We start from the raw sequence: 19,931 nt of genomic DNA, 5'->3' as shown, positions 1-19,931 counted from the left end.
ACTCTGATGTCTTGGGCATCACATCACAAGAAGTAAACTTCTCTTTTATGTTATCTCAAACCCATCAGTACAACCATTAGACAGATATATTATTCAGTTTTTGTGTAAGCACCAATACAGTGCGAGCGTAAATCAACTTAAATCATGCAACTTCACCACCAACAACCACATCACGAATCCGCAAACTTGGACCCCCACAACCTACAGCTAAACCATTTTGCCCGCCTTTGCCACAACCACCGGATTCATCCCAGTAAAAATCATCGCCGATCGCTTCAATATCTGCCAGAGTTTGGAAAACATTCCCTGAAAGCGTCACATCTTTCACAGGTTCAGCAATTTTACCATTTCTAATCATCCATGCTTCCCCCGCACTAAAGGTAAACATCTCTCCATTCGTCATCCCACCCAACCAGTTACGAGCGTAAACCCCTTCTTTTATCTCGCTAAATAAATCCTCTACAGGCGTCTTACCCCTTTCAATCCAGGTATTGGTCATCCGTACAATGGGAGGAAAGTGATAGTTGAGACACCGCGCATTACCTGTCGGTTCTTCATCTAATTTGCCTGCTGTTTCGCGAGAATGCAAGCGTCCTACCAATACTCCATCTTGAATCAGTTGTGTTGTGGTTGCTGGTGTGCCTTCATCGTCGTAAAAATAGCTACCGCGATGTCCGCTTGGCGCAGCACCATCAAAAATTTGCAACTCTTTTGAACCGAACCGCCGCCCAATGGTCATCACTTCTAGTAGATCTGGGTTTTCGTAAGCCATGTCTGCTTCTGAAAGATGCCCAAAGGCTTCATGGACAAACAACCCAGTGAGAATGGGGTCAATTACCACAGTGTAAGTATTGCCTTTAACTTCTGGTAAAGATAAGGCTGCAACTGCTCTTTGTGCTGCTAGTTTTACTTGCTCATCTAAATTCATGAAATCTTCAAAAGCTTTGCGCGAACCAGAGGTTTCCCTTCCTGTTTGCACTGTCTCGCCATTTCTGGCTGTTGCAGCAAAACGGATTTCCATATCTACCCAGGATTGCTCAATATAGGTTTTTTCACTGGTGGCAATGATGACTCTTTGAGTACTGTCTGCATAACGGACTGAGGTGGTGGTAATGCGTCGATCGAACCCTTTAAGCAAGTCTGTGTAGCGATCGCACAATTCTTTTTTCTGTTTTAGCGGAATTTGCCGAGGATTGGTTCCCGTTAGGGGTAGGCAGCATATATCTTGAACTATGTCAATAGGAGCTAATACAGTCTCCTCATCGCCAACGATTCTAGCCGCAGCAATGGCTTCTTCTATGCGATCGCGAATTGTTGAAAGCTGGTTAAAGCTGGTAAAACCCCATCCTCCTTTATAACAAGCACGAATTTGTCCGCCAACTGAAATGCCTTCGCTCAGAGTTTCTACTTTGTCTCCACGCAACATGATGTCAGTTCCTTCAGCTTCTTCAAGGCGAATCATCAAATAATCTACGCTAGATGAGTAGCGGGCGATGAGGTCAGCCAGCAAATTTTGAGCGTCAGCGAGTAAGGTCTGCATTTATGGAGAACAATAACCAACTTAATTTATTGTGCATCGATCCGGATCCGGTTGATTGAGAAATTTGTGGGAAATTCTTCATCTTGTGGGACGGGCGTCCTCGCCCGTCCTGTATTAATAGCGGGCTAGAAGCCCGCACCACAAGAAATTTTAGGAATAGCGGGCTAGAAGCCCGCACCACAAGAAATTTTAGGAAATTTGTTAATTTGGAAATCTCTAAGTGCATCAAAAGAAAAAAGCGCGATCGCGCTTTACAATAGTTGATTGCCCCATTTCTTACAGTCAGGGTAAGTGATGCTCTCAAGATTGCGAAAAAAGTTGCACGTAGCTTCAAAATTGAAGAAAGAAGTCCCAGTTGATGTAAAAAAAATACTTCCCTTGGTGGGAATCTTCTTTGTTCTGTGTCTCTTAGTTACCCTAAATCGTTACTATAGTTTTTACGCTTCTTTTGACCAAGGTATTTTTAACCAAGTTTTCTGGAATAATCTTCACGGGCGCTTCTTTCAAAGTTCCCTTTCCTCAAGTCTGTCAACGAATGTTGTTCATGCTGGAGAAGTTGCTACTGTTTATTATCATCGTCTAGGTCAACACTTTACCCCAGCGCTGTTACTTTGGCTACCCATATATGCTTTATTTCCCTCGGCTGCAACTTTAGTTGTTTTTCAAGTCATATTTATTACGCTTGCTGGTCTAGTATTGTACTTATTGGCGCGACATTATCTAGAACCACCTTTGGCAGGAATGATAACTGCTAGTTTCTATGGAGCTAATGCTGTTATCGGTCCCACTTTAAGTAACTTTCACGATATCAGTCAAATTCCATTGTTTGTCTTCGGATTGCTTCTAGCAATGGAAAAGCGCTGGTGGCGTTTATTTTGGGTACTCGCTGTTTTAATTTTGGCGGTTCGGGAAGATGCTGGGATCGGTTTGTTTGGCGTTGGTGTTTACATGATTTTGAGCAAACGCTTTCCCCGTGCTGGGCTTGCTGTATGTACTCTCAGTTTCAGTTATATTTTAGTTCTGACGAATGCAATCATGCCTCTGTTTTCCAAGGATATTTCTCAACGTTTTATGCTGGAACGGTTCGGGCAATATGCAGATGGTAATGAAGCTTCCACTCTAGAAATTATTGGGGGAATGATTAGTAACCCTTGGCGGTTATTAGTAGAATTGGTTACACCTATAGACCGTACTATCAAGTATTTACTGGGTCACTGGTTGCCTTTGGCATTTATCCCTTCTGTTGCTCCTGCTGCTTGGGCGATCGCAAGTTTTCCTCTGCTGAAACTCTTTTTAGGTCAAGGCGATACAGTCCTTGCGATTAACGTTCGCTATGCTTTAACTGTAGTTCCTGGGCTATTTTACGGGGCAATTCTTTGGTGGTCTCAACATCCAAAAGCATTTAAACCATCATTTCGCCGTTTCTGGATTGGCTGTATTTGTCTTTCTCTAGTGTTTTCTTTCACTTCAAGTAGTTCTGCTTTAAACAGAGCGTTTTATTTTTTACTACCAGATTCGTTTCAACCTTGGGTGTATGTATCTTTACCTCAACAATGGCAGCATGTGGCACAGATACGTCCATTATTGGCACAGATTCCACTATCTGCAAGCGTGTCTGCTACTACCTACCTCGTCCCTCATCTTTCCAGTCGCCGTGAAATTATCCGCTTACCTGCTTTAAAATTGCGAAATGATGAGCGTCAGGTGATACAAGTAGATTATGCGATCGCTGACCTTTGGCAGTTGCAACAGTATCAACCAGCATTTAAGGGCGATCGCGGTCTCCTGCAAGAACTTGTCGTGCTGATTGACCAACTCACTAGCAATCGGCAATATGGGATTATTGGTTTTAAAGATGGCGTTATTTTACTTAAGAGAGCCACTGCATCTGAGGCACAAGCAACAGAAGCTTGGTTATCTTTCCGCCAGAAATTAGGGAGTGAAGAGTAGGGGGTGGAGGAATACTGCAAGGGTTAATAAGATTTTTTACCGAGACAAGCAAGGGGTGCAGGGGAGGAAAGAATGGCTTAAACGACAAGTATTAGAGGGTAGGAGTAAGGGTAAGAAATTTTTATTTGCATTTCATGAAGGCTATTTAATATTTCAATGTTACTTCCACTACTTTTTGCAGGGAAATGCTACAACAAAAGAAAAATTAGTGTATACCGCAGCAGTAGCCAAATTTGGCTTTTGGGATCGATGTAAAAAGTTAGAGATGTCTAATAAGTAAGGTGTAGGAGATGAAAATACTAGTGCTGAGTTGGGAGTTTCCGCCTCGCATAGTTGGGGGAATTTCTCGTCACGTAGCAGAGTTATACCCGGAACTAGTAATGTTAGGACGTGAAATCCACTTAATTACACCGGAATTTGGAAATGCTCCGTTGTATGAGGAGGTGGAAGGAGTTCGAGTACATCGCATACCGATTGCACCCAGTCATGACTTTTTTCATTGGGTTGTTAATTTAAACCAGAGCATGGGGCATTACGGTGGTAAGCTCTTACTAGAAGAAGGTCCCTTCGATATCATCCATGCTCATGATTGGCTGGTTGGAGATGCGGCGATCGCTCTCAAGCATAACTTTAAAATTCCCCTCATCGCTACAATCCACGCTACCGAGTACGGACGTTATAACGGTATTCATACGGAAACTCAGGCTTATATTAGTGGTAAAGAAGAATTGCTAGCCTACAACGCTTGGCGAGTCATCGTTTGTACCGACTATATGCGGCGAGAGGTAGAACGAACTTTACACTGTCCTTGGAATAAAATTGACGTTATTTATAATGGTATTAGACCAGAAAAGAAAAAGCACCACCAAGATTTTCACGCTCTGGATTTCCGCCGACAATTTGCTGAAGAAGGTGAGAAAATTGTTTACTACGTAGGTCGCATGACTTATGAAAAAGGTGTATCCGTGCTTCTTAGTGCTGCTTCTAAAGTCCTGTGGGAAATGGGAGGATATGTTAAGTTTGTAATTATTGGTGGTGGCAATACAGATCATCTTAAAAAGCAAGCTTGGGATATGGGGATTTGGCATAAATGCTATTTCACTGGCTTTATCTCTGATGATTATTTAGATAAATTCCAAACTGTTGCTGATTGTGCTGTTTTCCCAAGTCTCTACGAACCCTTTGGAATTGTGGCTCTAGAAAGTTTTGCCTCTCGCGTTCCAGTTGTTGTTTCCGATACAGGTGGTTTTCCAGAAGTGGTGCAACATACCAAAACAGGGATTGTGACTTATACCAACGACCCAGATTCCTTGGCTTGGGGAATTTTAGAAGTTTTAAAGAATCCGGGTTACCGCCAATGGTTGACTGATAATGCTTATGAAGACTTAGAGTGTCGTTTCTGTTGGGCTAAGTTAGCAAAACAAACAGAGGATGTTTACAAAAGAGTCTTGCAAGAGCGATCGCAAACAATCTGGCTGTGAATTCACTCAAAATCTAGAAACCCGGTAACTTCTGTGAAACCGGGATTCTTGGTAGCGGGGACTTTTAAGAGTATTTTCCCCCCTTTTGAAGGGGGGCTAGGGGGGATCGCGATCCCAACGGTGACTTTACAACCATCCTCTGAAATCAACAACAATTAATTTGTTTTGACAATGAGCGATCGTTCAATCGAAATCTGGCTAGTGGCAATAATCTATCTTATATCAGGAATTACCGAGCTAAGTTACACTATTTTTATATTAAAGGACTACGATCGCGAAAAGTTTCCCGAAAAATTCGGATTGATTTTTATGTATGATTTAGCATTGCTATAGTCTCTTGAATATAAAGTTCAAATTTAATAAATCTTTAAATTTTGAAATTATATAAATAAAGGAAATTTATCTCCTCATTTTTGCACTTGCTCATTAGCTTAAACAGGCAATGTCAAGATTAAAGGTTTAAATTTTGAGATAATTGAAAAAATCCAAGTAGTAGTGTGGGAAATGACAAACACAAGTATCAATGAAGTACCGAAAGACTTTCCTACAGTCAGAGATTGGAAAGAAGAATTAATCGAAAGTTTAAAACTATCCGAGCGTGCAGAAGCTTGGTTACCCCTATCCCCAAAGGAACGCGATCGCGTGACTGAGGCAAAGCAGAGCTTTCCTATGATGGTTCCTCAAGGTTATGCAGATCTGATAAATTGGCAAAACCCCGAAGATCCTCTGCGGTTGCTGCTGTTACCTTCGGAAGGTGAGAAGGATGAGTCTGGAAGCTTTGATACGAGTGGGGAAGAACTTTCCACAATTATACAAGGTTTGCAGCACAAGTACGACCAAACAGCCGTGTTAATTGTAACACAAGCTTGTGCGGGACATTGCCGGTACTGTTTTCGACGGCGATTGATGAGTCGCGATGTATTGACAAAAGAGACAATAGAAGATTTACAAGAAGCACTAGCTTATATCGCCGAACATCCAGAAATAGATAACGTGCTTCTCTCAGGTGGCGACCCCATGATTTCCAGCACTCGCCGCCTAGCCAATCTTTTAGGTGCGATCGCACGGATACCCCATATTTGGCAAATTCGTATCAGTACCAAACTTCCCGCTTTCTTACCCAATCGTTTCACTACCGATCCAGAACTACTAGATGTTTTGGATCGATATAAATCTCGATTTCAAATCATCATTCAATGTCATTTTGACCATCCCCGTGAAATCTCCACAACGACAATTTGCGCGTTAGAAAACCTACAAAAAGCTGGTTGTTTGCTAACTTCTCAAATTGCTTTGATGAAAGGTATTAACGACTCTCCAGAGACTTTAACTAAACTTTTTAAACAACTCCATCGTCATGGAGTGATTCCTCAATATATCTTTCATCCACGCCCCGTTAAGCATGCAACTCACTTTCAACTGCCAATTGTAGAAGGAATGCGCTTAATAGAAAAAGTTCGCCAACAGTGTAGTGGACCTGTCAAACGTTTTCGCTATATTTTGACTCATGAAAATGGCAAACTAGAACTCGTAGGTATTCTTCCTGGTTCGCCCATACAGTTAGTTGCTAAATTGCAGCAAGTGCGACGGGGATTAGATAACTCTGGAGTTATGCTATTGCCAATTGATGAGCAAACTTGTTGGCTTAATCAGTAATCAGTGACCAGTGACCAATGACCAGTGACAAATGACAAATGACCAATAACATAGGACTATTATTTGAGCTTGAGGCTGACATTATGTCAGACTTAACAGCAAAGGAACAAACGCACTATCACTGGCGAGAACCAGAAGAAGTGGAAGCTGTGGCGGAAAGTTTAACAGCTTTAGGTTACAAAGTAGATAAAATCGGTACTTTAAATAATTTGTTAGAAAGGTGGCGTTTTAATCGACTCCCAGATTTTGTTTGGAATCTTTCAGTCAGAACCCTTTCCCGCAATCGTACAGCTCTAGCACCAGCAATCTTAGAGCAACTAGGTATTCCTTACACTGGAGGTGATGCTACGGTTAAAAGTCTGACATTGAATAAAGATTTACTCAAACCCGTGTTGCAGTGGTGTGGAATTTTGACACCTCCTTGGTATCGATATGAAACAGGAGAGGATATACAATCTTTACCTCCTTGGTCAAGCTCTATTTTAAAACCTAGTTGTGAAGGTTATTCGTTGGGGTTACGAAAATTCGATAACCAAGAGGGATTGGCTGTACTCCGTCAACAAGTGGAGGAAATAGGTAAGTTATTTCACGCACCAGTACTGTGTGAAGAATTTATTGCAGGTCGCGAGATTACAGTAGGTATTGTTAGTAATTCTTCTCCTTTGTTATTTGGTGCAGTAGAAATAGTGAATGCCACAGGTGAATCTTTGCAAGAGCAAGTTTTAGACTTGCAAGCTAAGCGTCAGGGAAAGTTTAAGAAGATTGGAGTCGATCTTGCCGATTCAAAGCTACAGGGGTTGCGAGATGTCACGTTGGAATTGATGAAGTTTTTTAGACCTCTAGATTATGCGACTTTTGATTTTCGTATAGCATCAGATGGACAAGCATATCTATTGGATATTAATGCAGATGCAACTTTGCATCCACAGCGTTCTTTTGCTCAAATTGCTCGTGCGGCTGGTCTATCTTATCAACAATTGATAGAGGTTATTTTGAAGACTTCTTTGGCAAGGTGGGAAAAGGTTGGTGTGGGAATTCAAAGTACATAAGTTAATTTGATTTGCATCTATTGAGAAGTAACTGGTATCTTGCCAATGTACCAGCGTATTAGGGATGTCCAAGAAATAAATTATCCATCTTGTGGGACGGGCGTCCTCGCCGGTCTTAATGTGAATGGCGGGCGAGGACGCCCGCACCACAAGAAAAAGTTGAAATATATGTGGCGGGCGAGGACGCCCGCACCACGAGAAAAAGTTGGAGATTTTTTACTTGGAAGTTCCTTAGATCCCCGACTTCTTTAATAAGTCGGGGATCTGACCACCGTCAATTGACAGCGCTCGATTATCAACCAGCGAACTTCGTTGAATATCCAGCATCAAAATGGTAGTACGTTCATCTTTATGGTTGAGAATAGCAATCTGACTGACCCAAGTTGGAAGCCCAGTATGATGAAAAGATTGAGGCACTTGCTGAATGCAAGTTTCAGGAATTGTCATGAGGTTTGGGGGAGTACCAACTAAAATACCGTACAGTTCTCCCTCCTTGCCTTGCATAATGATGAGAAAACGCCCAATTTGGTTACTGTCTTGTTGTTGGCTGTAAAGAGGATCGAGACTTTGATGAAGCTTAAGAATCATCACCGTGGATTGACCCAACTGAGCCAGCTTTGCTTCCCGAAGAGTATGGCTTAAATCAGGTGGACAGGCAATAACTTTAAAAACACTATCAATAGGTAAAGCTAAGAGATACGTAGAGATTTTAAAGGTAATGTACTTTCCTTCCGTTAAGGATTCCCCCATAAAAAACTTCCTCCTTTCTAGGAATAAACTAAATTTGCTCTCTGTCCCTTAAGAACTTGAGCCACTATTGAAAGTAACTGCTGTTCGGAGTAGGGCTTAGTTATGTAAGCAGTTGCACCAAGTTTCAGTGCTAGCTGACGATGCTTCAATGCAGTGCGAGAACTCAGAATCAGAATTGGAGTTTTGGCTAAATTCTCATTAGATATACAGTGAGCGAGAAACTCAAAACCGTTCATGTGCGGCATTTCAATGTCGCAGATAATCAAATCGATCTTGGTATGAGCCTTGAAATGCGCGAGCGCTTCATACCCATCACGAGCTGATAAGGTTTGATAACCTGCTTTTTGCAGGGTAAAAACCAGAGCCTGACGCAGAGTTATAGAATCATCAACAATCATCACCGTACATTTGCTATTTTCAAATTTAGGTGTTATGAATGGTTGTATGCGAGATGGCGCAAGTAATCCAGAACGTGCGGTTGGAGATTTTTGTTTCCAGGAATATTGGATGGTTTGCACTTGCTGATTGTGAACGTGTTGAAGTAAAGCCGCACCATTAATGACGAGCGTGAGGCGTCCATCAGCTAGAATTGTTCCACCGTAAACATATCCGGGACTAGACACTAATTTACTAAAGGGACGAATGACCAATTCCTGTTCCCAAATAATTCGATCGACTTCTAAAGCTAAAAGCTGTTCGTCACAACGAAGAATCAGTAACGGTAAAACAGTATCTCCCTCATTAAGTTGAGAGTCTGAGGTTATTTGTGCAGGCTGTCGGCTGGAATAGTCAAGAATTTCTGAAAGCCGATAAATGGGGATTAGTTCGCCTTGCTCTGATTGATTTGTACTAGAGGTAGTCGCTAAACGCAAAACCCTACCATGCTCGGAGTATTCTATTTGGTTGGATTTAGGTAATAGAATTTGGTTAATTGTATCAGCAGCCAACGCATAAACCTTTTTACCTGCTTGGCAAACTAAAAGTTTATTGATACTGATACTAAGAGGAATTTGTAGAGAGAAAGTTGTGCCTCTTTGCACTTCTGTGTGAACCGCAACTGTACCTTGAATGCCTTGAAGTTGTACCCGGACTACATCAAGCCCCACACCCCGTCCAGAAAGATCGTTAACCTTTTTAGTTGTAGAGAAACCTGGTTCAAAAAGCAGTTCAGCTAATTGAGATTCATTAAGATTGCTTGCTGCTTCAGCTGCGATCGTTCCTCTTTGGATTGCTTGTTGACGGATAGCATCAAAATTAAGCCCTTGACCATCATCCTGCACATCAACAATGAGTTGATTACCTTGATAATAAGCGCGAATTTCAATCTGACCTCGAGCAACTTTGCCACGTTGCTGCCGAATTTCAGGCGACTCAATTCCATGGTCGAACGCATTGCGAACCAAGTGTAAAAGCGGTTCATAAAGACGTTCTGCGATCGCTTTATCAATTAGCACTTCATCGCCTTTAATTATCAAAACAATGGGCTTTTTATGTAAGGTTTGTAGCTGTTGTAAAACCGGATACAATCGATTTAAAATACTTCCCAAGGGAAGCATTCTGGCATCCAAAAGAACATCACGGGAGTTAGTGAGCAATTTTTGCTGTTTCTTCAACAACTGTGTTGTTTTACGATTGAGTTGTTCTTGAGCGTCTATTTCCTGCTCTAAATAAGAGGCTTCTTCTAAAAGAGTTTGAATAAAGACATGAAATTTACTATAAGAATCTAGTTCTAGCGTATCAAAACCATCAGAGTTATTAGAAATTAAAGCATCATAAATAGAAATCAAAGGATTGCATTGCTGCGAGCCATTATGCAACAGCAAAGGATTTGCCCAATCCTGTAGATCGCTTAAGCATTGCTGTAACTGACGCAAACGGCTCAGTAACTTCCGTAAGGAATTTCGCATTTTGCCATCTTGTAAAAATTGATGGTTCTGGTTTGTTAATAGTTCTGCATTTAAGTAATTCAATTGTTCGAGATGATCGACATTAACTCGCACAATTTTGGGAACAGGTATTGTTGCTGCTTCCACTCCTAGAGGGATTGGTAGGGGAGCCGAGGAGTAGGGGCTTGGGGTCTCCTTTGGAGTTGGAGGCTGTGGAGGAGTAGAAGAGGAGAGTAGGGGAGTAGGGGATGTAAGGACTTCCTCCTCTTTTATCTCCGCAAACTTTTGTAAAGCGGCACTTGGAGAGCCAGCTATGGGGTCTGTGTTGGATATGATTTGAATATATGCTTGCTGAAAATCCTCTATTGCAAGGCGGGCAATAGAAGCAGTTTGTTCTGGATAATTATTGAGTGCAGCAATTGTCGCTCGAGCAATAGCTAAAAACCCAGAAAGTCCCAGAGCCTCTGCATATCCAAGAAATCGCTCTGTTTGGTTGTAAAGGATAGCAGCAATTTCTTCAAGCTGAGCATTTACAATTGCAGTTGCAGTCTTTTCTAACTCAGGAACAATATTGCCCTGTAAAACTATTTGAATACACTCAAAACTCATGTCTAAGAAAGGTTCTCGTTCATCTGGCAAAAAATGTCCCAGCTTTTCCTGTAAACGAGATAGCACAATTGATGAGCGTTCTTCTACCGTTTGAGTATCAACTACAGAACCACTGAGTTCTGCCATCAATGGATCGCGCAGGCACTCATAACCCTCAAAAAACAACGCTTTCATCTCCGGTTCTATAACCACATTCGGTTGGCAGATAGCTCGGAAAATATCTTCAAGCGCGTGAGCAATGTTTTTTATAGTTTCTAATTCAAGTGTTGCAGCAATGCTCTTCAAAGTATGTGTTGCCCGCATTAAAACGCGAACTTGTTCGAGGTTGCTTTCTTCTTGTTGCAAGTTCAGTAATGCTTGCTCCATCGTCTTCAGCAATTCCGGAGCTTCTAGAGAAAAGTGGTGATAAAGTTGAGCCTGGTAGTTAGGGTCACCAATCATAGATTTAATACTAATTGTTAGTAGTTAGTAGTTAGTAGTTATAGCGATTCTCATTTGAATGAAGTACAAATTTATCTGCGTTCGTCCGCGTGCATCTGCGGTTCCAAACTTTTTTATGTATTGCACCCAATTGAAAAGCGCTATAGTTGTTAATAGTTGGTAGTTAGTAGTTAGTAGTTAGTAGTTAGTTACCAGTTTTCTATTAACAATTAACTATGAATACCAATTTTCTGTGAAGCTGCACATTATTTTTACCCCTCCTAACCTCCCCGATACATTGGGGAGGAAAATAAATTTTTGGTTTCAGCTGTGGAAGCCTAGGAACATACATACCCAGTTGAGGCATACAAAGGGAAGGAAAATAAATTTTTGGTTTCCCCCCAATACATCGGGGGGATTAAGGGGGGTAAGGAGAGGTGGTGGTGGAGGTTCTTTCTATGCATCTTCATCTGAAAACGTATAACCATTAACCATTAGTCACAATCTGTTCGGTTAGAGAAGTACGAGCTACTTTAAATTGACTGGCACTGCGTTGCAAATCTTGTGCCATTGCTAGGAGTTCCTTAAAACAAGCAGAGAGTTTAATGGAATCGGCAGAAGTCTTGTTAGCGATCGCGGCTACATCAGTCATGGCTTGAGTAATTGATTGCGACTGTTGGTTTTGTACTTGAGTCGTTTGAGTAATGCGTTCTACCAGTTCGCTAATCTGGGTTGTTGCGCCAACAATCGCGTTCAACTGCTGTCTAACTTCTGTAACTAACTTTGTTCCTTCAACAACTTGCTGAATACCTGTATCCATTGCAGCAGCAACTTCAGCAGTACCTGCTTGAATTTCTTGTACTAGTTCCTCAATTTCAGCAGTCGCTTCTGCAGATTGCCCAGCCAGCGAACGAACTTCATCAGCCACCACTGCAAACCCTCGCCCGTGTTCCCCTGCTTTAGTAGCTTCGATCGCAGCATTCAGTGCCAATATTTGCGTTTGGGTAGTAAAACTACTGATTAAACTAACAACGCGAGAAACTTTTTGACCGGATTCACTTAAACGCCTGATACGTTTGCTTGTTTCTGCTACTGTTTCCCGAATTGCTGTGATACCGTCTACAGTCTTATTCATGGCAGTTTCACCCTCTTTCACAGTTTGATTTGTCTTTTGAACTGCCTCTTCAACTTGTCTTGCACTAGTTGCAACTGCTTCCGTAGAAGCCACCATTTCTTGAATTTGTGTAGCTGCTTGTGAGAGCGCTTGAAACTGTTGTTGTGCTTGATTGGCAAGTTCAACAATCGATGATTCACTGTTTTGTGAGGTACTTGCCACTGCTTGAGACGCTTGCTGTACTTGCGTCACTAACTTTCGTAAATTTTCCAAAGTGTTGTTGTAAGTATCAGCAATTTTGCCCACTTCATCACCCGCAACCGGAGCGCGAACAGTTAAATCGCCTTGAAGGGCTGGTTGTACGGCAGATAGCAGTTGTGCCACTTCTTGTTGCAATGCTTCATTGGCTTGCTTCTCTCTTTGGGCTGCTTCACTCAGTTGTTGAGACTGAATTTCTAGTTGCTCTAAGTATTCTGACTGCTGCAACACAATACCTAACTGTGTTGCTACTTGAATCAGTAAATTCACTTCACCTTCTTCCCAATGGCGAGGTGCATTATTTTGATAAGTTAACAGCAAGCCCCAGAGTTGTTGTTCGCCTTTAAACAGTGGCGCTGCAATGTAAGCTTTTGCCCCCCACTGCTCTAACGTTTCCCTTCCAAAAGTAAGGTCGGCGGATAGATTGATATTGTCGATCGCACTTGGCTCATTTTTCCGATAGCGACCACCAGAACTTTCTTGCAGAACGGGGTCAACAATCACTGCCATATCCGTTCCAGCTAGCTTGAGGTATCCACTACCGACATCTTCAACAATGAATTCGCCACTCCAGTCAGGGTTAAAGCGGTAAATGGCGACGCGATCGACATTCAGTAATTGCCGCAATTCCTGAGTAATGGAACGGAAAAGCGAGTCTGGGTTGAAATTTTTCTGCTGCAAGCGTTCAACAATGCGTTGCCCTATTTTGAAGATAAATTGAACGAAATTGGTTTCCCGCTCTGCTAGTTTAGCGAGCCGCTCGGACTGTTGCCCTACCTCTTCTAAGTATTTTACCTGCTTTAAGGCAATCCCGACTTGAATACCAACCTGAACCAGAGAACTCAATTCTCCTTTTTCCCACATACGTGCTCTGTCGTTTTGATATGCACCGAGCAAGCCCCAGAGTATGTCTCCTGCAAAGACTGGCACAATCATGTATGCTCTAGCTTCCATCTGTTCCAAAAGTTCAACATGACAAGAAGCATGCCCTGTGGTGTAAATATCATTGACGACAAGGGTGTCATTATCTTTATACCGACCACCTTGGGTTTCTTGTAAGAAAGTATCTTCTATAATAGGAATAATATCTAACAAACGATTCCAACCACTAGCGGTTGATTCCGCAATAAATTGCCCGCTCCAATTTGGATGAAACTGATACAGTGCGACTCGGCTACAATTGAGCATTTGTCTGGTTTCTTGAGTAGCAATCTTGAAAATTGTTTCGATGCGCTCCCCCGCTAGATTTTCCCTTCCCTGTCCCGATAGCCGGAAAATAGCTTCTAAATCCATTGTACGAGACAGACGAGTGGTGATACGAGCTAAAGCTTGTTCGCGTGCTGCTGATTTTGCAATTTGTTGGGAAGATTCTTCAATTTTCACCTGAGCTTCCATCTGCTGGACAGCCATACTTAGAGGTAAACTCAGTTGCATCATAAAATTAACTTCTAACTCTTGCCAAGTGCGAGTACCCGAGTTTTGATATGCAGCTAGCAATCCCCAAAGTCTACTATTGACAAAAAGCGGCACAATGACATAGGCGCGACATTGGTATTTCTCCAGCACTTCAAGGTAGCAAGGGGGATAGCCCATTGCGTAAATGTCATTGACTTGCGTAAATCGTTCTCCACGAGCATATTTACCTCCTTTGGTATCTTTTAAATAAGTATCTGGATTGGTTACTGTGACAGGAGAAAGATTTTTCACATTACAGTACGAGTACTCTGTCAATTTTTTTCTTAAATCATCATCGCGGTTTTGCTCATCTACTATTGATACCCAGCCTGCACTGACAGACTCGGCTATAAACTCTCCACTCCAATCTTCATTGAAGCGGTAAACACCTACGCGATCGCACTTCAAACAGCTACGAAGTTCTACTGTAGCAAGGCGGAAAAGGCTATCAAAATTCAGTGATTGATTAATTTTCTGAGTAATCCGAGCCACGAGTTGTTCTTGCTCTTTTGCTCGTTCCAGTAATGTTTGAAATTGAGCTGGTTGAAAACAAATCAAGAATTTCTGTGCGAGTTGAGACAGTGTAATAATTTCTGTTTCCTTCCAAACTCGCGGTTTGGAGCATTGTTGTACGGCTAACACTCCCCAAGCTTTACCATTGAGTTGTAGCGGTAAATTTAAGCTAGCTTTAATCTGAAATTGTCCCCATAGCTTTCTTTGATCTGGGGTTAACTCTGCCGTTTCAATGTTCTCAAAGCTAATAACAGATTGTTGTTCGTAGTCGGTAGCGCGATCGAATCCAAAAATGACTAATGGCATTGAGTCTCGCATTCCTGGCGTAAAGCCCCGTCCAACAGACTCTTTGACGACAAAACCTTCTTCTGCACTATCAAATTGGTAAATCACTACTCGATCGGCTGCTAGTAGAGAACGTATAGATGTAACTGTAGTTTTGTACAAGTCATCTATATCAGATGCTTGCTCCATTTGTCTCGCTGTCGCCGTAACTTGCTGTCTTAAATAGCTAAGGGTATTCTCTGAAACAAGCTCAGTCATCTCTGTATACATAGAGGTAGAATCGTTCAGTTCGATAGCTTTGTCTGTAGGAAAAGACGATAGTTCTTTGTTCTCAGTAGTCGTGGAAGGGATAGAAACTTTCCGCGTTCTGTTATTTGTTCTGCCATTGCCATTTTTAGTTGGATTTAGCTCTGATGTCATAATTATTCTGCAACTTTCAAAGTTTATAAATTCAGAAACAAAAATTGGATAAAGCAAAAACTTGATTTATCCTTGGAGAAAAAATTGAGCAATTGCTGTTGGATTCAAAACTGTTGAACTATTAGGAAGATATCCTATGACAAATGGAAGTAATTGTGGAGGAAGTGAACCGGGTTTTGCAGGTAACAATTTGTTGAGATCGTGTAGTTCAATTTCGTTTACTGATTTTACAACTAATCCAAAGTAATAGCTAGCAACTTGAAGAACAATAGCGATTGGCGGTTTGGACAGTGGGACTTGCTCAAATAAAGATGTACCACCAATTAATTGCTCCAAATCAACAAGCCACAGCATTTCGCCTCGCCAATTATAGACTCCCAAAATGCTACCTGGAGTCTCTGGAACACTTAAAATATCATCTAAATTGAGCCGTAGAATTTCTGTGATTTGTTCAAGAGGAATCAAACTTGTTCTGTATGTTCCAACAGGAAAGCTTAGTAAGCGCTGTCGATTGTCATTAGCAGTTACATGAAAAATTGATTTAGTTAAATTAGTGGTTTTTAAAACAGAATCTAGTGAAGGTAGCATTATAGGGGTTAGGGAGTAGGGAGTAGGGAGTAGGGAAGAGAGATTTTCACGCTCGGCGATGAAATTTTTTCATCAACACTATCTGAATAGTTCTATGATTCCCATAAATTTGTTTTTAGTAACAGAATTACAGAAAATTTTGTTAAATTTTTTGCTTGTCTCAAATTTTTGAGAGGATGTTTGAAAAGTTATGATTAATGTATTAAATATTTTTTACCCCACCCTAAACCTCCCCTTATAAAGGGGAGGGAACCGGATTTCTCTTGTTTTCCCCCTTTATAAGGGGGGATTAAGGGGGGTAAACCCAATTTGTGTGTACACCATAGCTTACTAAGGGGGGCGGAGGGGGGATCTAACTTGCTATAGTGGTATTTTAATAATGAACTCTGCACCCTCACCAAGAGTAGAATTAACTTCAATAGAGCCTCTGTGTCTTTCAACAATGATTTGATGGGCAATTGCTAACCCCAATCCCGTTCCTTTGCCAACAGGCTTTGTTGTGAAAGCATATTCAAAAAGCTTTTGCTGAATCTCTTTTGAAATACCGATTCCGTTATCTTTAATACGAACAACAGCATACAGGCGCTCTTCGCTTATGGTAGTTTGAATCCAAATTTGTGGATTTTTTGTGTTAGTCAAGCCCTGTTCCTGAGTGTGTTCTCTCAAAGCATCAATTGCATTTGCTAACAAATTCATAAATACTTGATTTAATTGCCCTGGAAAGCAATTTATTTTTGGTAAATCTCCATAATCCTTTACGACATCAATTTTGGGATATTTGTTATAAGCTTGTAGCCGATGTTTGAGGATTAATAGAGTACTTTCCAATCCATCATGTAAGTTGAAAGTAACCATAACCTCAGTATCATTTCGAGAAAAGTTTCTCAAGGATTCACTAATATCTTTAATTCGAGTTGTACAACTTTGAATTGATGTTAAAATATTGGGTAAATCTTCAACTATATATTCCAAATCAATTTCTTCTGCGTGGCTGAGAATCTCATTATCTGGTACTTTTTGTTGATAAAGTCGGATGTGTTGAACAAGTTCTCGAACATAAGTAGATACATAAATAGTATTAGCACTAATAGACCCAACAGGATTATTAATTTCATGAGCAACACCTGCAACTAACTGTCCCAACGTTGTCATTTTTTCTTTTTGGATTAATTGAAGTTGAGATTCTTGCAACTGTTGTAAAGTGAGTGTTAATTGTTGTGTTTTCTCTTCTAGTTGCTTGTTCAAATGTTTCAATTTGATATGAACATTAATTCTCGCTAGAACTTCTTCCTTTTGTAAAGGTTTAGTAATATAATCTACTGCCCCTAAATTAAGCCCCCTCACCTTATCTTCGATCTTAGATAGTGAAGTCATAAAAATGATTGGTATATCACGTGTTACTTCTGATGCTTTCAAACGGCAACAAAGTTCAAAACCATTCATTTTTGGTAGAACAACATCTAATAGAATTAAACTTGGCGAGATATTAACTAATTGTTCTAAAGCACTTTCACCACTATTAGCAATAACAACTTTAAAACCGACTTGTTGCAACATCGTCAACAAAGATGTTGTACTGGTTGGGCTATCATCAACAACAAGAATCATGTTTTCCTTTGATAAAATCATGGCTTGCTTATTAACTAAAACATATTGTTTTAAAAAGTTATTGAGAATAAAAAATAGTAGGTTATTTTTTCTAAATTTTAGTAGTAATAATAAAAATATAGATATCTATTGCTATAAGAGAGGTCTCGTATTTGATTTTTGAAATATACGTAGTAGGGTGGGCAATGCCTACCAATAGAGTTTTGGTGGGCATTACCAACCCTACAGCACTTAAAAATTTTCACAAATCATTTATGATTCTTATATCTAGAGTTTTTTCTTTATAGGAAAAACTCTAGATATATTAGAACTAAGACTGTTTTAATTGATTATTTAAGAGTCATTTTAAATTCTATACTAGCTATATTTCAAATTGTAAACAACAGTGAAATTACATAAATTAGAAAAAAGGCTTATTGATAAAGCGATCGGATGAACACCTACACTGGTAAAAGCAAAAAGTAATAAAAAAGTGGTTGAAAAAACTTTAAGCAAAATACATGAAGCGCTCATTAGCTGGAATTGCAGGAATTGTTACCATCGCCACTCTCATCAGCAAACTCTTTGGGTTACTGCGATCGACTTGTGTTGCAGCAGTTTTTGGAGTTGGTTCGGTTGCTGATGCATACAATTACGCCTATATTATCCCCGGCTTTTTGTTAGTTTTGCTTGGCGGTATCAATGGTCCTTTGCATAGTACTCTAGTAAGTGTTTTAGCAAAGCGAGAAAAATCAACGGCTGCACCTTTAGTAGAAACCATCGCTACCCTTGTTGGCTGCGTCTTATTTTTGGTCACAATTGGTTTGATTGTTTTTGCAGATTTTTTCATTCATTTAATCGCCCCTGGTTTGGAACCACAAGTTAGAACCCTAGCTGTACAGCAATTGCAGATAATGGCTCCCATTGCTCTTTTATCGGGGTTTATCGGTATTGGCTTTGGTACTCTGAATGCAGCACAACATTACTGGCTTCCTTCCATTAGTCCAATGCTCTCAAGTGTCACTGTCATCATTGGCTTGGGTTTTTTAGCCCTAAAACAGGGAACCCAAGCTAATACATCTGACTATTTCCTACTAGGAGGCTTGGTATTAGCAGGAGGAACCCTTGCTGGTGCTGTTTTGCAATGGCTAGTTCAAGCGATCGTGCAGTGGCGGGAGGGTATGGGGACACTACGCCTGCGCTTTGACTTTTATTCTCCTGGAGTGAAACAGGCGATCGCAGTCATGACTCCTGCCATTTTATCTTCCAGCATGACTCAAATTAACATTTACGTAGATTTATTCTTCGCTTCTTACATTCCCCATGCTGCAGCAGCGTTAAATTATGCTGGGCTACTTGCTCAAACTCCCAAAGGCATTCTTACCAGTGCCTTACTAGTACCATTTATAACCGTATTTTCTCAGTTAACAAAACCAGAAGATTGGTTTGCATTAAAGCTTCGGATTCGTCAAAGCATCATCATCACAGCCCTCACCATGTTACCTTTAGGAGCTTTGATGATAACTTTAGCTGTGCCAATTGTGAGAATAGTATACGAGCGCCAAGCATTTGACTCCAATGCATCCAAACTGGTTGCAACTCTTGTCATGGCTTATGGTTTGGGAGCGTTTACCAGTGTTGTTGTCAGCGTACTCGTGCGAGTTTTCTATGCTTTGGAGGATGGGCAAACACCTTGTCGCATAACTTTAATAAATATTGCACTGAATATAGTACTCGATTATTTTCTAGTTAAAGCCTTTGGCGCACCTGGTTTAGTTCTTGCTTCTATGGGAGTAAATTTAACAGCAACAATAATGTTACTGTGGTGCTTGCATCGCCGACTCAACGGTTTAGCTTTGCGAGAATGGAGTCTACCCGTACTCAGTTTGATTGGTATAAGCGGGATAGCAGGGTTTGCCTGTTGGCTTGTAAGTTGGGGTGTTGAAGTTCTTTGGGGCAGCGAAGGAATACTGAGACAATTGTTGCAATTAAGTCTTGCTAGTGGTATTGGATTAGGAGTTTTTGCAGCTTTAGTGAGTTTAATCAAACTATCAGAGGTTGAGTTGTTAGTGAATCGTTTGAGAAAGAAACGCAATAAATAGGTAGGTTGGGTTGAGGAACGAAACCCAACATTGAACCGCAACCCAACTCAATAACGAAACCCAACATTGAACCGCCACCTCAATATGGCAGGACTTACGCAACCTCAATGGCATATAGATCCCCCCAACCCCCCTTAAAAAAGGGGGCTTTGCGTAAGTCCTATATGGAACCAGTTAGCGCTCGAAATAGTCGTGCTACAAGTTGCTACGCATCTACTTTTAATTTAGATGGAAAACTTGAGAACCAACGCGATCGCAAGACTAAGAC

12 protein-coding genes are annotated in these 19,931 nt (G+C 41.0%); 6 read left to right on the top strand and 6 right to left on the bottom strand.

All coding sequences use genetic code 11. The features are described from left to right. Positions 1-142 precede the first annotated feature (142 nt). Complete coding sequence (locus ACKTT2_RS33090) at positions 143-1,540, bottom strand: TldD/PmbA family protein (RefSeq protein ID WP_407894753.1); 1,398 nt, start codon at positions 1,538-1,540, stop codon at positions 143-145. A 294-nt stretch (positions 1,541-1,834) separates the two neighbouring features. On the opposite strand from ACKTT2_RS33090, the gene ACKTT2_RS33085 reads away from it, so the two are divergent. From ACKTT2_RS33085 to ACKTT2_RS33065, 5 genes are all read left to right on the top strand, one after another. Further along, positions 1,835-3,490, top strand: coding sequence for a DUF2079 domain-containing protein (locus tag ACKTT2_RS33085; protein ID WP_407894751.1), 1,656 nt, complete (start codon positions 1,835-1,837; stop codon positions 3,488-3,490). A 290-nt stretch (positions 3,491-3,780) separates the two neighbouring features. Continuing rightward, entirely contained in the window at positions 3,781-4,971 is a 1,191-nt protein-coding gene (locus tag ACKTT2_RS33080; protein WP_407894749.1) for a glycosyltransferase family 4 protein, read from the top strand. 171 nt (positions 4,972-5,142) lie between these two features. Then, the gene (locus ACKTT2_RS33075; protein ID WP_407894747.1) at positions 5,143-5,304 is read left to right on the top strand and encodes a hypothetical protein; all 162 of its coding nucleotides are present in this window, start codon (positions 5,143-5,145) and stop codon (positions 5,302-5,304) included. A 171-nt stretch (positions 5,305-5,475) separates the two neighbouring features. Next, positions 5,476-6,627: a KamA family radical SAM protein gene (locus tag ACKTT2_RS33070; protein WP_407894745.1), complete on the top strand. Its 1,152-nt coding sequence runs from the start codon at positions 5,476-5,478 to the stop codon at positions 6,625-6,627. A 38-nt stretch (positions 6,628-6,665) separates the two neighbouring features. Continuing rightward, positions 6,666-7,676: a D-alanine--D-alanine ligase family protein gene (locus ACKTT2_RS33065; RefSeq protein ID WP_407894743.1), complete on the top strand. Its 1,011-nt coding sequence runs from the start codon at positions 6,666-6,668 to the stop codon at positions 7,674-7,676. A 231-nt stretch (positions 7,677-7,907) separates the two neighbouring features. On the opposite strand, the gene ACKTT2_RS33060 is transcribed toward ACKTT2_RS33065, so the two are convergent. The 5 genes from ACKTT2_RS33060 to ACKTT2_RS33040 all read right to left on the bottom strand — a co-directional run bounded on the left by ACKTT2_RS33060 (position 7,908) and on the right by ACKTT2_RS33040 (position 17,603). Then, positions 7,908-8,426, bottom strand: coding sequence for a chemotaxis protein CheW (locus ACKTT2_RS33060; protein ID WP_407894741.1), 519 nt, complete (start codon positions 8,424-8,426; stop codon positions 7,908-7,910). A gap of 17 nt (positions 8,427-8,443) precedes the next feature. Continuing rightward, a complete protein-coding gene (locus tag ACKTT2_RS33055) occupies positions 8,444-11,362 on the bottom strand; it encodes a hybrid sensor histidine kinase/response regulator (protein ID WP_407894739.1) in 2,919 nt (972 codons plus the stop codon). A gap of 466 nt (positions 11,363-11,828) precedes the next feature. Then, positions 11,829-15,386, bottom strand: coding sequence for a GAF domain-containing protein (locus ACKTT2_RS33050; RefSeq protein ID WP_407894737.1), 3,558 nt, complete (start codon positions 15,384-15,386; stop codon positions 11,829-11,831). A 66-nt stretch (positions 15,387-15,452) separates the two neighbouring features. Then, positions 15,453-15,974: a chemotaxis protein CheW gene (locus ACKTT2_RS33045; RefSeq protein WP_407894735.1), complete on the bottom strand. Its 522-nt coding sequence runs from the start codon at positions 15,972-15,974 to the stop codon at positions 15,453-15,455. Between the two features lie 360 nt (positions 15,975-16,334). Next, entirely contained in the window at positions 16,335-17,603 is a 1,269-nt protein-coding gene (locus ACKTT2_RS33040) for a response regulator (protein WP_407894733.1), read from the bottom strand. A gap of 479 nt (positions 17,604-18,082) precedes the next feature. Between ACKTT2_RS33040 and murJ the strand changes: the two genes are divergently transcribed. Then, positions 18,083-19,663 carry a murein biosynthesis integral membrane protein MurJ gene (gene murJ / locus ACKTT2_RS33035; protein ID WP_407894731.1) on the top strand — a complete coding sequence of 527 codons (1,581 nt, stop codon included), beginning with the start codon at positions 18,083-18,085 and terminating at the stop codon, positions 19,661-19,663. Positions 19,664-19,931: the final 268 nt, after the last annotated feature.

The organism is Scytonema hankhaensis NUACC26, assembly GCF_045865695.1.
Lineage (GTDB): Bacteria > Cyanobacteriota > Cyanobacteriia > Cyanobacteriales > Nostocaceae > Scytonema.
The sequence above is the reverse complement of the archived record's forward strand: the minus strand, read 5'-3'. Positions and strand labels throughout refer to the sequence as shown.

Excerpts from the sequence above, each read along its gene's own strand:
- ACKTT2_RS33090 (WP_407894753.1), bottom strand. The coding sequence starts at position 1,540 with ATGCAGACCTTACTCGCTGACGCTCAAAATTTGCTGGCTGACCTCATC.
- ACKTT2_RS33055 (WP_407894739.1), bottom strand. The coding sequence starts at position 11,362 with ATGATTGGTGACCCTAACTACCAGGCTCAACTTTATCACCACTTTTCT.
- ACKTT2_RS33070 (WP_407894745.1), top strand. The coding sequence starts at position 5,476 with ATGACAAACACAAGTATCAATGAAGTACCGAAAGACTTTCCTACAGTC.
- ACKTT2_RS33040 (WP_407894733.1), bottom strand. The coding sequence starts at position 17,603 with ATGATTTTATCAAAGGAAAACATGATTCTTGTTGTTGATGATAGCCCA.
- ACKTT2_RS33080 (WP_407894749.1), top strand. The coding sequence starts at position 3,781 with ATGAAAATACTAGTGCTGAGTTGGGAGTTTCCGCCTCGCATAGTTGGG.
- ACKTT2_RS33050 (WP_407894737.1), bottom strand. The coding sequence starts at position 15,386 with ATGACATCAGAGCTAAATCCAACTAAAAATGGCAATGGCAGAACAAAT.
- ACKTT2_RS33085 (WP_407894751.1), top strand. The coding sequence starts at position 1,835 with ATGCTCTCAAGATTGCGAAAAAAGTTGCACGTAGCTTCAAAATTGAAG.
- ACKTT2_RS33045 (WP_407894735.1), bottom strand. The coding sequence starts at position 15,974 with ATGCTACCTTCACTAGATTCTGTTTTAAAAACCACTAATTTAACTAAA.
- ACKTT2_RS33065 (WP_407894743.1), top strand. The coding sequence starts at position 6,666 with ATGACCAATAACATAGGACTATTATTTGAGCTTGAGGCTGACATTATG.
- murJ (WP_407894731.1), top strand. The coding sequence starts at position 18,083 with ATGAAGCGCTCATTAGCTGGAATTGCAGGAATTGTTACCATCGCCACT.
- ACKTT2_RS33060 (WP_407894741.1), bottom strand. The coding sequence starts at position 8,426 with ATGGGGGAATCCTTAACGGAAGGAAAGTACATTACCTTTAAAATCTCT.
- ACKTT2_RS33075 (WP_407894747.1), top strand. The coding sequence starts at position 5,143 with ATGAGCGATCGTTCAATCGAAATCTGGCTAGTGGCAATAATCTATCTT.